The organism is Pseudomonas sp. 3JA (assembly GCF_036961705.1).
Taxonomy (GTDB): Bacteria; Pseudomonadota; Gammaproteobacteria; order Pseudomonadales; family Pseudomonadaceae; genus Aquipseudomonas; species Aquipseudomonas fluorescens_Q.
The window spans coordinates 135,829-147,862 of record NZ_JBAMDJ010000015.1; the positions used below are offsets into that span (position 1 = coordinate 135,829).

Here is a 12,034-nt window from a genome sequence, read left to right on the forward strand (position 1 = left end):
CTTGCATCTTAAGCCGTAAATTATTGATCCGATCTCAAGACAAGCCAGGATAGGCAGCATGAACACTCAAGCCTTGTTGATCCATCTGCAAAATCACTTGCCCGATTTACTCGCGGTATACCTGTTCGGTAGCCATGCACAGGGAACCGCCGGAGCTGACAGTGATGTCGATATGGCTGTGCTCTTGTCCGGCGAGGTTGACCCTGTGTCGTTATGGCAGCTTTCAGGGGATTTGGCAGATATCGCTGGCAGTCCGGTGGATCTGATTGACCTACGTGCGACAACCACCGTCATGCAATATCAGATCGTGACCCGAGGCCAGAGACTCTGGGCCCGCGACGTACAGGCGGGGTTGTTCGAGTGTTTTGTTCTCAGCGAAAAGACCGCTCTCGACGAGGCTCGGGCAGGCTTGTTCAAGGATATTCAGGAAGAAGGCAGCGTGTATGGCCGATGACGTACTGATCAACAAAGCAGCGAGTATCGAGCGTTGTATCGCCCGGGTGCGGGAGGAATACGAGAAGGATCCCGCTACATTTGCCACCGATTTCACTCGCCAGGATTCGGCTGTTCTGAATATCCAGCGTGCATGTAAAGCGGCGCTGGATATAGGGCAGCATTTGATTCGACGTGAGCGGTTGGGTGTCCCGCAAAGCTCCCGGGATGTGTTCGAGTTGCTTTTCCAAAGTGGCTGGGTGGAAGAAGGTTTGGTGAAAAATCTGAAGAACATGGTGGGCTTCATGAACATCGCCGTGCATGACTATCAAGCTCTGCAACTGCCGATCATGGTTGCGATCATTACCGGCCATCTGGACGATTTCCTGGCATTCAGTGCGTTCGTCCTGCGTAAGGACGCGAGGGAGTCGGCGTCATAGCACTGGGTCGTCGCGGCAGAAGGAGTAAGGGATAGAGCTTGCTACCTGCCGCCGAAAACGCAAAAGCCCCGTCCGGCGTGATGCCGGGCGGGGCTTTTTTTCGTCAGGTGAGCGCGTTGCTTACAGCAGCGGGATCGAATAGCTGACGATCAGGCGGTTTTCATCCTGGTCGCGCTGACCTGGGATGTCGTTACGCCAGGTAGCGTTTTTCCACATCACGCCAACGTTCTTCAGCGCACCTTCCGGTACGACGTAGCCAACAGTGATGTCACGTTCCCACTCGGTCTTGTCACCAGTGGCGTGGTCGATGTTGTCGCCGCGCAGGTAGATGACACCAGCGGTCAAGCCAGGAACGCCGAGCTTGGCGAAGTCGTACGAGTAGCGACCCTGCCAGGTACGTTCACCGGCACGGGCGAACTTGGCGATTTGCATGTCGGTGGTCAGGTAAGCCGACGACCCGTCGCCCTGGTTCAGCCAAGGGAAATCACTGTCGCCGTTGCTCGCTTGGTAACCACCACCAAAGGTGTGACCGGCAACGGTGTACAGAAACAGGCCGCTGTACAGGTTGTTGTCGACCTTGCCCTTGGTGACGCTGCCGCCATAGTAGCCAGTGGTGTAGTAGGTGGAGTCATGACCATTGGCGCCGTCGCTGCGGCTGTTGAAATAACGCAGGTCGGACTTCAGTACACCCGGGCCGATGGCCCAGTTGTGGATCAGGCCCAGGAAGTGTTGCTTGTAGAAGTCTTCCAGGTTGCCGTAGTAGTACTGGGCAGTCAGGTCCTTGGTGATTTTGTAGTCACCGCCACCGTAGATGAACTTGTTGCTGTCACGACCGCTGGCGGTACGACCGTTCGCACCGGCAATGGACAACTCCTCGTTGTTGCTTGAGTTACGCCCCTTGGCGTGCTCGATCTGGCCGCCGACGAGCGTCAGGTCCTTGATCTCGTTCGAGGTGATCTGGCCACCCTGGAAGGTTTGCGGCAGCAGACGACCATCGTTGGTCACGATGACCGGCAGTTTTGGCTGCAGGGTGCCCAGCTTCAGCTCGGTCTGGGATATCTTCGCCTTGGCGGTCAGGCCCAGGCTGGAGAAGTTATCCACCGCTTCGCCGTTGGACTTGCTCGGGAAGACCGTGCCGCCGTAGCTGTTATTGGAGGCACCGTTGGTACCGCCGCCCGAATCCAGCCTGATACCCAGCAGGCCGATAGCATCGATACCGAAGCCGACGGTGCCTTGGGTGTAGCCGGAAGTGAAGCGCAGGTCGAAACCTTGGCCCCATTCTTCAGACTTGTTCGTTGTAGCAGCCGAATCACGGTTATCCGTGTTGATGTAGAAGTTGCGCAGACCCAAGGTAGCCTTGCTGTCTTCGATAAAACCGGCGGCGCCTGCTTGCTGCGCCAGAACCCCAACGGCCACTGCCAGGGCCAAGGTGGACTTGTTCATGCTTCGCTCCTCTCGTTTTCTAATTCTTGTGTATCTTTGGCTCCGGATCGAACGCCCGGATTCCGCGGATGCGCGATTAGCGCCAGACCGTGACTGACAAGTCAATCGTAAGCATTTATGACTACGACTATGGTCTAACCCCTCTACACCGGCCCGCAGGATAATGGATTTTTTATAATCCCAAAAAGAATTGTTTCAACAGTTTTCAGCTCGTTTGGAAATATAGCCGCCATCAAAGCTTCGTCAACCGTGACCCGGCGTATCGGCCAGCCTGCTGATTACTGAATGGTTTTCTGTCGGGACCTCCCAGAAAGGAAATCCCCGGCGTAGAGGCCTGCTCTAGATACTCATTGGCTACACGCCGGGAACTGCGAAGGTTGCGATCTTGATCGCTATGCGTCTGACGATTCATTGTTTGAAATCAAAAAGACGCAACCTGCGACAGTCCCCCGCAGGTAGGAATGACCAGGGGGTTACAAGGCCTTTTCGAAGATTTTCGAATTACGCTGATAGTTGTAGAGCGACGCCCGCGCCGCCGGCAGACGCTCGACGCTGCTGGGCTCGAAACCACGTTCGCGGAACCAGTGGGCGGTGCGGGTCGTCAGCACGAACAGCGTCTTGAGCCCCTGGGCGCGGGCCCGGGTTTCGATTCGCTCCAGCAGTTCATCGCCCCGGCCACCGTGGCGGTATTCCGGGTTCACCGCCAGGCAGGCCAGTTCCCCGGCATCCGAATCGGCGATCTGGTACAACGCCGCGCAGGCGATGATCATGCCTTCGCGCTCGACCACGCTGAATTGTTCGATCTCGCGTTCCAGCACTTCGCGGGAACGACGCACCAGGATTCCCTGCTCTTCCAGCGGGCTGATCAGGTCCAGCAGGCCGCCGACATCTTCGATGGCCGCTTCGCGCACCACCTCGAATTGCTCCTGGGCCACCAGCGTCCCGCTGCCATCGCGGGTGAACAGCTCGGCCAGCAGCGCACCGTTTTCGACGTAACTGACGATATGGCTACGGGCCACGCCGCCACGGCAGGCCTGGGCCGCCGCATCCAGCAGTTCGGCCTGGTAGTCACTGCCCAGGCGCTGTATATGAGCCGGCACCTGCTGCGGACGCAGCTCGCGCACCAACCTGCCATCTTCGCCAATCAACCCCTGCTCGCTGCCGAACAACAGCAGTTTGTCGGCCGCCAGGTCGATGGCCGCCCGGGTGGCAACGTCTTCACAGGCCAGGTTGAAGATCTCTCCGGTGGGGGAATAACCCAACGGCGACAGCAGCACGATGGAGCGCTCGTCCAGCAGCCGATTGATGCCCTTGCGATCGACCCGGCGCACTTCACCGGTGTGGTGATAGTCCACGCCTTCGAGCACACCGATGGGACGCGCAGTGACCAGGTTGCCGCTGGCGACCCGTAGCCGCGAGCCCTGCATCGGTGAGGACGCCATGTCCATGGACAGGCGGGCCTCGATGGCGATGCGCAGCTGGCCGACCGCGTCGATCACGCACTCCAGGGTCGCGGCATCGGTGATGCGCATGCCGTGGTGATAATGCGGCGTGAGGCCCCGCGCAGCGAGGCGGGTTTCGATCTGCGGGCGCGAACCATGGACCAGCACCAGGCGCACGCCGAGGCTGTGCAACAACACCAGGTCATGGACGATGTTGCCGAAATTAGGGTGTTCCACCCCATCGCCGGGCAGCATGACGATGAAGGTGCAATCGCGGTGGGCGTTGATGTAGGGCGAAGCGTGACGAAGCCAATTGACGTATTCGGGCATGAACCTGGGCCTGTAATAAATAACAGCCGAAAAAAGACGAAACGGAACGCACAGCGGGCTGGTGGTTATCGTCGGAACAGGCTTGGCGACACGCGCGTTCTCCTCATGAATACGGGCCCGGATACGGGCAATTTAGCCGGCGGTGACCGGCGTCAGGCAGTAATGTCCGATCAACTGACGCAACAGCTGCACGGTAGGTTGCAAACGTGACATTTCAAGGTACTCACCCGGCTGGTGGGCACAGGCGATATCGCCAGGACCAAGCACCAGGGTTTCGCAGCCAAGGCGCTGAAGATAAGGCGCTTCGGTGCCGAACGCCACTGCTTCGGCACGATGGCCGGTGAGTCGCTCGGCCACCCGTACCAGTTCGCAGTCTTCGGCCTGCTCGAATGGTGGCACTTCGGGGAACAGCGGTGCGTAGTCGATCTTGACTTTATGGCGTTCGGCGATGGGGTCGAGCTTCTGTTGGATCGCCGCCCGCAGCACTTGCGGGTCCATGCCCGGCAGGGGGCGCAGGTCGAATTCCATGGAACATTGGCCGCAGATGCGGTTGGGATTGTCGCCGCCATGGATGCAGCCGAAGTTCAGGGTCGGTTGTGGCACGGTGAACTGCGGGTTACGGAACTCACGTTGCCATCGCAGGCGCAGCCCGCGCAGTTCGCCCATGGCATCGTGCATGGCTTCCAGCGCGCTGTGGCCCAGGCTCGGATCGGAGGAATGGCCGCTGCGCCCGAGAATGTCGATGCGCTCCATCATCACGCCTTTGTGCAAGCGAATCGGCCGCAGGCCGGTCGGCTCACCGATCACCGCCGCACGCCCCAGTGGTCGCCCGGCATCGGCCAGGGCCCGGGCGCCGGCCATGGAGCTTTCTTCGTCGCAGGTCGCGAGGATCAGCAGCGGTTGCTTGAACGGTTGGTCCAGCAGCGGCTTGACCGCTTCGATGACCAAGGCGAAAAAACCCTTCATGTCACAACTGCCCAGGCCCACCCAGCGGCCATCGACCTCGGTGAGCTTCAGCGGATCGGTCTGCCACAACGCGCCGTCGAACGGCACCGTGTCGCTGTGGCCAGCCAGTACCAGGCCGCCGGGGCCGCTGCCGAAACTGGCCAGCAGGTTGAATTTGCCGGGGCTGACCTGCTGGATGTCGCAGGAGAACCCAAGGTCGTCGAGCCAACCCGCCAGCAGTTCGATCACGGCACTGTTGGACTGGTCCAGCCCAGGCTGGGTACAACTGACCGAAGGGGCGGCGATCAGGGCAGCGAATTGATCTTTCATGGACGGCAAAGGCATCGCTGACTCCGGGCTTACAGATTGATGTCCATCATAGAACCATCTGGCGCAAGGAATAAACCGCCGCGGCGCGTAGGATGAGCGAGTCCTGTACACTGCACGACCTTGGCAGCCACACCTTCCCCCGGCTGCACACCCGATCCCTGGATTTTCCGGCCATGCAGAAAGAAACCGAAATCAAACTCCGCGTCAGCCGCGAGACCCTGGCAGCCCTGCGCGAGCACCCGCTGCTGAAAAAACGCAACAAGAGTGGCTGGGAACGCCACGAACTGATGAACCAGTATTTCGACACGCCGGAGCGTGACCTGGCCCGGGCCAAGGTCGCCCTGCGCCTGCGTCGCGATGGCGAAGAAGTGATCCAGACCCTCAAGACCCGCGGCCAAAGCGTCGCCGGCCTGTCCGAGCGCAACGAGTACGATTGGCACCTGCCCAAGGCCAAGCTCGACCTGAAGAAGCTCGACGGCGAATGCTGGCCAGAGGCCTTGGCCGAACTGGACAAGAAAACCCTCAAGGCCATCTTCACCACCGATTTCGTTCGCGAACGCGCTGAAATTGCCTGGGGCCGTGGCAAAAGCAAGGTGGTCATCGAAGCCGCCCTGGACCTGGGCCATGTGGTGGTCGGCAAGCAGAAGGAAGAAATCTGCGAACTGGAGCTGGAACTGCGCGAAGGCGAACCCGCCGCCCTGCTGGAACTGGCCGCCGAGTTGGCCGCGACCCTGCCCCTGATGCCCTGCGACATCAGCAAGGCCGAGCGTGGCTATCGCCTGTACGACGCGGGCAGCTACGCCCTGAGCCTGCCAGCGCCACAACTGACCGCCGAAACGCCGCTGGATGACGCCTTCGCCGCGCTGAGCTGGCATCTGCTCGGCAGCAGCCAGCGCCTGGCCGAACAATACCGTTTCAACGGCCATTGGCGCCTGCTGCAGGACTGGGTGGAAAACCTCGCCGAACTGCGTGCCCTGCTCAGCAGCCTCGGCCAGGCCGCGCCGCGCCAATCGACCCACGATTTGCGCCTGGCCCTGGACGCGTTGCTGGAAGACTGGCGCCCACTTGTCCAGGCCGGCCTGGATGACGAAGACGTGCGCAAAGCGGCACCGGAGCAGTTCCTTGAAGAGCTGCAAGACCCGCGTTGGGGCCTGTTTTCCCTCAACACTTCACGCTGGCTGCTGGCTCGCAGCTGGGCCGCCGAGCGCAACACCCGCGGCAATCGCCAGGGCGCGGCGCAACTGGGCAGCTGGCTGCCGCGCCTGCTCGGCGAAGAGTCGTCGTCCCTGCAACTGCAACGCTACCAGCAGCAGCCGGAAGACCTCGCCGAGCAACTGCCGCGCATCGAACGCATCCAGGCCTGGCTGCACCACGCCCGCCATGTGCTGGAGATCCCGGAAATGGATCGCCTCTACGGTGAACTGAACAAACTGGCGCAATTGGCCAACCAACCGATCACCGACGAAACGCTGGATGCGCGCAAGCAACAGGCGATTGCGGTGTACCAGAATCGGGCTTGGAAGACTTTGCTGCGCCTGTGACGCCGCCATCGCGAGCAAGCTCGCTCCCACAGGGGTTCAGCGTTGTAACCACATCTAGTGGCCGCTAATGATCAACTGTGCGAGCTTGCTCGCGATGGGGCCAGCACATCCTCCACAGAACTCAGCGCACCACCGGCAAACTCGTCGTCGATTTGATCTCCGACAGCGCCACGATCGAGTTCACTTCCTGGATCCCCGGCACCATCGACAGCTTTTCGAAAAAGAATCGCTCATACGCCTCGATGTCCGCCGTGACGATGCGCAACAGAAAATCCACCGACCCCATCAGCACGTAACACTCCAGTACTTCGGGGAAGCCGCGGATCGCCTCGGTGAACTCGGTGAAGTTCGAACGGCCGTGGGCGTTGAGTTTGATTTCGGCGAAGATTTGCGTGTTAAGGCCGATTTTCTTGCGATCCAGCAGGGTCACCTGGCCACGAATGATGCCCTCGTCCTTCATCCGCTGGATCCGCCGCCAGCATGGCGATTGAGACAAGCCGACCTGTTCGGCGATCTGCGCACTGGACAGCGAGGCATCCTCCTGCAGCAGCGCCAGTATCCTGCGGTCGTAGCCATCCAATTCGCTGTGCATAATCAAACCCAAAATGACTGATGTAGAGAATCAGGCGATTCAAAATATCGCCAGAATCACTCATCTTAGATAAGAAATACCCCGACTCGCATGTAAATATTTCTCCAGCCATCAAGGAGACCGAACATGCCCCCACTCGAAGCCGTTGCCATAGCCCCGACCCGCGCCGACGTCTGGCACGCCGCCAATACCCATTGTCGGGTGCAGTACCGGATATTGGCCGAAGCCGAGCCGGATTTACTGTGTCGGGCGTTGAACCTGTTTGCCTTGCAGGGCCTGACGCCGCAGCAGGTTCATGTCGAACGCCCAGGCGATGTGCTATCGCTGGACATCGTCATGGACGGGCTGAGCTGGCACCGTGCCCAGGTCATCGCTGAAAAATTACGTAACCTGATCAGCGTCTGTTCGGTGGACCTGCAAGACGCTGATATTGCGCACGTTGGGCCGGCCCAAGCCGTCCGTTGAACGCCCACGGGCAAGAATTGGTAACGCATTGGTCGGGTAGTGGCCCAACGGTCTACGGGGTCGGGACTATTCTTTTGCAGACCGAGCGAGGACGCCGAAGCGTCTGTATCGCGGCTTTGCTGCAATTGTCCAATAGGAACCCGCATGTCCACCAAACACGCCACTCAGGACCGCTGGCTGGACCTCAACGATCTGCTGCGCCAACTGGTCACCCAGGGCCTCATCAGCCAGGATTCAGCCGAAACCGCGCTGAACGCCCGCCGACGCCACAGCGCCAATAGCCAGTTGCATCCGCTGGAGTTCATCGCCAACCAGCACCTGGACGACCTCAGCCGGCCCGGCAAGCGCCTGGACCTGGAGAACCTGACCTTGTGGTTGGCCCAGCAGGCCGACCAGCCCTACATGCGCATCGACCCGCTGAAAATCAACGTCGCGGCCGTGACCCCCTTGATGTCCTATGCCTTTGCCCAGCGTCACAAGATCCTTGCAGTGGCGGTCGATCGTGACGCCGTCACCGTCGCCAGCGCACAGCCCTACGTCAACAGTTGGGAAGCCGACCTGACCCACGTGCTCAAGCTGCCGATCAAGCGGGTGGTCGCCAACCCTGTGGACATCCAGCGCTTGAGCGTGGAGTTCTATCGCCTGGCCAAATCGGTCAGCGGCGCCACCACGGTCGATCAGCAACCGAGCAACCTGAGCAATTTCGAGCAGTTGCTCAACCTGGGCGCCAGCGACCAGGAGCCGGACGCCAACGACGCCCACATCGTCAATATTGTCGACTGGCTGTTCCAGTACGCCTTCCAGCAGCGTGCCAGTGATATCCACATCGAACCGCGCCGCGAGCAGGGCACCGTGCGGTTTCGCATCGACGGGGTGCTGCACACCGTCTATCAGTTCCCGCCGCAGGTCACGATGGCAATCGTCAGCCGTCTCAAGAGCCTGGGGCGGATGAACGTCGCGGAAAAACGCAAACCCCAGGACGGCCGGGTCAAGACCAAGACCCCGGACGGTGGCGAAGTGGAATTGCGCCTGTCGACCTTGCCCACGGCGTTCGGCGAAAAAATGGTCATGCGGATTTTCGACCCGGAAGTGTTGCTCAAGGATTTCGACCAACTCGGCTTCTCCGCCGACGACCTGCGTCGCTGGCAGGACATGACCCGCCAGCCCAACGGCATCATCCTGGTGACCGGGCCTACCGGTTCCGGCAAGACCACCACCCTCTACACCACGCTCAAGAAACTGGCGACGCCGGAAGTGAACCTCTGCACCATCGAGGACCCGATCGAGATGGTCGAGGCCTCCTTCAACCAGATGCAGGTCCAGCACAACATCGACCTGTCCTTCGCCGCCGGGGTGCGGGCACTGATGCGACAAGACCCGGACATCATCATGATCGGTGAGATCCGCGACCTGGAGACCGCCGAGATGGCGATCCAGGCGGCGCTCACCGGGCACCTTGTGCTGTCGACGCTGCACACCAACGACGCGCCGAGCGCCATCAGTCGCCTGCTGGAGCTGGGTGTGCCCCATTACCTGATCAAGGCCACCGTGCTCGGGGTCATGGCCCAGCGGCTGGTACGCACCCTGTGCCCTCAATGCAAGGCCCCCCTGACCCTGGATGAAGACGACTGGCAAACCCTGACGAGGCCCTGGCAGGCGCCGCTGCCGAGCAATGCCCAACAGGCCGTCGGTTGCCTGGAATGCCGTGACACCGGTTACCGCGGCCGCGCCGGCGTCTACGAAATCATGCAACTGACCGACAGCGTCAAGGCCTTGATCCACCCCGACACCGACCTGCTGGCGGTACGCCGCCAGGCATTCAAGGAAGGCATGCGCAGCCTGCGCCTGTCGGGGGCGCAAAAGGTGGCGGCGGGCTTGACCACGGTCGAGGAAGTGCTGCGGGTGACGCCGCAAAGCGAGCAGAAGTAGGAACTGTCTGGCTCAGGGGCAGAAAGATCCCACAAACAAAGCGGAACGGACCATAGCGAAGATACTGGCCGCGTGCCCTACACTCAGGGCTCGCAGGTCCATCTCAATTCGCACAGGGAACCGTCATGCAGATCGGTAGCGTACTTTTACTTTTCATCGGCCTCGTGGTCGCCATCCTGTTCATGGGGTTCAAGGTCGTGCCCCAAGGCTACCAATGGACCGTCGAGCGGTTCGGGCGCTACACCAACACGCTCAAGCCCGGCCTGAACATCATCATCCCGGTGATGGATCGCATCGGGCGCAAGATCAATGTCATGGAAAGCGTACTGGACATCCCGCCCCAGGAGGTCATTACCGCCGACAACGCCACGGTGCAGATCGACGCCGTGTGCTTCTTCCAAGTGGTCAATACGGCCCAGGCGGCCTACGAGGTGAACAACCTCGAGCACGCCATCCGCAACCTGCTGCAAACCAATATCCGTACCGTGCTGGGGTCCATGGAGCTGGACGCGATGCTGAGCCAGCGCGACGGTATCAATGAAAAACTGCTGCGCACCGTCGATGAAGCCACAGCGCCGTGGGGCATCAAGATCACCCGGATCGAGATCAAGGACATCAGCCCGCCGGCCGACCTGATGGCCGCCATGTCGGGGCAGATGAAAGCCGAACGTATCAAGCGTGCCCAGATCCTCGAAGCCGAGGGCCTGCGAGCGTCGGCGATTCTCACCGCCGAAGGCAAGAAGCAGGCGCAGATCCTCGAGGCCGAGGGCAGCCGTCAAGCCGCGTTCCTGGAGTCCGAAGCCCGCGAGCGCCAGGCGCAAGCCGAAGCGCTGGCCACCCAAGTGGTGTCCCAGGCGATTGCCGACGGCAACGTCCAGGCGGTGAACTACTTCGTCGCGCAGAAATACATCGATGCGCTGGGCAAACTGGCTTCGGCCAACAACAGCAAGGTGATCCTGATGCCACTGGAAGCCAGCCAGGTCATCGGTGCGGTCGGAGGCATTGGCGAGATCGTCAAGGCCACCTTCGATAGCAAGAAAACCTGAGGCACGCCTATGTGGATGTTCCTACAACACCTGTCGTACTGGGACTGGCTGGCGCTGGGCGTCATCCTGCTGATCCTCGAAGTGTTCGGTGCCGGCGGCTACTTGCTGTGGATCGGCATGGCCGCCGCGGCAGTTGGCGTGCTCACGTTCATCCTGCCGCAGATGCCGTGGGAGCTGCAGTTCCTGTTGTTCGGCCTGTTCGCCATCGCAACGGCACTGTACTGGTGGCAGCGCCAGCGCAGCGCGGTGCGCCAAAGCGATCAACCGCACCTGAACCTGCGCGGGCAAGAGCTGATCGGCAAGGTCTTCCAGGTTCATGAAGCGATTGTCGATGGCCGTGGCAAGATCAAGGTGGCCGACAGCGTCTGGCTGGCCAAGGGGCCCGAGTCGCCCGTGGGCACGCGAGTCAGGGTGGTGGCGCAGGAAGGGGCGGTGCTGCAGGTGGAACGGGCTGACTGAGAAGTCATGGAACTGAATAGAGGCGCGGGTAATCCAACGTCATAGTTAACCCAGTGGAGTCACCTATCATGCGTCTCAAACTTGCTGTCGCTACCCTAGCCTTGCTGTCTCTTCCTGTTGGCTCGGCAATGGCCGACACGTTTTGGCGTAACGTCATCTCATCCGGTGCAACCACCGGTTCCACCTACCTGACTTTCAAGGATCACAAGCTGATCGTCGCCGCCCAGGATGATGCCGGCAGCTTCGTCGCCAGTGACGGCGGTATTCGTGGCCCTTACCTGGAAGCGGCGATGCAGAAAGTGCGTGCTGACAACCCAGGCCTGCAAGCCACCGACATGGAACTGGCCAACGCTATCCTGGCGAAAAACGCCGTCGCCCAGGAGTGATTCCCGGCCAATAAAAAATGCCGCTCCATTGAGCGGCGTTTTTTTGTCCGGCGAACATCCCGAGGCTGCCCCCCTTGTGGAAGCGAGCTTGCTCGCGAAGGCGTCAGCCCAGACAACCCATGGATTGGCTTGAAGCTGATCGTCCCCACGCTCTGCGTCACCTTCCAGAAGCGGAACGCGGAGCGTCCCTGGCGGCATTCCCACGCGGGAGCGTGGGAACGATCGAACCGCCGGTCCCTTGTGGGAGCGGGCTT

Annotated in this window: 12 protein-coding genes; 8 read left to right on the forward strand and 4 right to left on the reverse strand. The window is 60.8% G+C overall.

Translation table 11 applies throughout. The features are described 5' to 3' along the window. Positions 1-58 precede the first annotated feature (58 nt). Positions 59-454 carry a type VII toxin-antitoxin system MntA family adenylyltransferase antitoxin gene (gene mntA / locus V7773_RS14325; protein ID WP_336073950.1) on the forward strand — a complete coding sequence of 132 codons (396 nt, stop codon included), beginning with the start codon at positions 59-61 and terminating at the stop codon, positions 452-454. Then, positions 444-872 carry a type VII toxin-antitoxin system HepT family RNase toxin gene (hepT, locus tag V7773_RS14330; RefSeq protein ID WP_336073951.1) on the forward strand — a complete coding sequence of 143 codons (429 nt, stop codon included), beginning with the start codon at positions 444-446 and terminating at the stop codon, positions 870-872. Before mntA ends, hepT begins: the two co-directional genes overlap by 11 nt. A gap of 120 nt (positions 873-992) precedes the next feature. Here the strand turns inward: hepT and V7773_RS14335 are convergent, their stop codons facing one another. From V7773_RS14335 to argE, 3 genes are all read right to left on the reverse strand, one after another. Further along, on the reverse strand, positions 993-2,315 hold the full coding sequence (locus tag V7773_RS14335) for an OprD family porin (RefSeq protein WP_063323888.1): 1,323 nt from the start codon (positions 2,313-2,315) through the stop codon (positions 993-995). Between the two features lie 473 nt (positions 2,316-2,788). Then, positions 2,789-4,087, reverse strand: a complete 1,299-nt coding sequence (gene argA / locus V7773_RS14340) for an amino-acid N-acetyltransferase (RefSeq protein ID WP_063323887.1) — start codon at positions 4,085-4,087, stop codon at positions 2,789-2,791. A 132-nt stretch (positions 4,088-4,219) separates the two neighbouring features. After that, positions 4,220-5,377, reverse strand: a complete 1,158-nt coding sequence (argE, locus tag V7773_RS14345; protein WP_336073952.1) for an acetylornithine deacetylase — start codon at positions 5,375-5,377, stop codon at positions 4,220-4,222. 158 nt (positions 5,378-5,535) lie between these two features. Here argE and V7773_RS14350 point away from each other — a divergent pair, with 158 nt between their 5' ends. After that, the gene (locus tag V7773_RS14350) at positions 5,536-6,903 is read left to right on the forward strand and encodes a CYTH domain-containing protein (RefSeq protein WP_063325205.1); all 1,368 of its coding nucleotides are present in this window, start codon (positions 5,536-5,538) and stop codon (positions 6,901-6,903) included. A gap of 121 nt (positions 6,904-7,024) precedes the next feature. Here V7773_RS14350 and V7773_RS14355 read toward each other — a convergent pair whose 3' ends face one another. Continuing rightward, positions 7,025-7,495 carry an Lrp/AsnC family transcriptional regulator gene (locus tag V7773_RS14355; RefSeq protein ID WP_063323885.1) on the reverse strand — a complete coding sequence of 157 codons (471 nt, stop codon included), beginning with the start codon at positions 7,493-7,495 and terminating at the stop codon, positions 7,025-7,027. A gap of 126 nt (positions 7,496-7,621) precedes the next feature. Between V7773_RS14355 and V7773_RS14360 the strand changes: the two genes are divergently transcribed. The 5 genes from V7773_RS14360 to V7773_RS14380 all read left to right on the forward strand — a co-directional run bounded on the left by V7773_RS14360 (position 7,622) and on the right by V7773_RS14380 (position 11,780). Continuing rightward, positions 7,622-7,960 (forward strand): hypothetical protein, encoded by a 339-nt coding sequence (locus tag V7773_RS14360; protein ID WP_063323884.1) that lies wholly within the window; start codon positions 7,622-7,624, stop codon positions 7,958-7,960. Between the two features lie 144 nt (positions 7,961-8,104). Further along, the gene (locus V7773_RS14365; protein ID WP_063323883.1) at positions 8,105-9,889 is read left to right on the forward strand and encodes a GspE/PulE family protein; all 1,785 of its coding nucleotides are present in this window, start codon (positions 8,105-8,107) and stop codon (positions 9,887-9,889) included. A 125-nt stretch (positions 9,890-10,014) separates the two neighbouring features. Beyond that, the gene (locus tag V7773_RS14370) at positions 10,015-10,935 is read left to right on the forward strand and encodes an SPFH domain-containing protein (protein ID WP_063323882.1); all 921 of its coding nucleotides are present in this window, start codon (positions 10,015-10,017) and stop codon (positions 10,933-10,935) included. 9 nt (positions 10,936-10,944) lie between these two features. After that, positions 10,945-11,394, forward strand: a complete 450-nt coding sequence (locus V7773_RS14375) for an NfeD family protein (RefSeq protein ID WP_336073955.1) — start codon at positions 10,945-10,947, stop codon at positions 11,392-11,394. A gap of 65 nt (positions 11,395-11,459) precedes the next feature. Beyond that, the gene (locus V7773_RS14380; protein WP_170867266.1) at positions 11,460-11,780 is read left to right on the forward strand and encodes a DUF2388 domain-containing protein; all 321 of its coding nucleotides are present in this window, start codon (positions 11,460-11,462) and stop codon (positions 11,778-11,780) included. Positions 11,781-12,034: the final 254 nt, after the last annotated feature.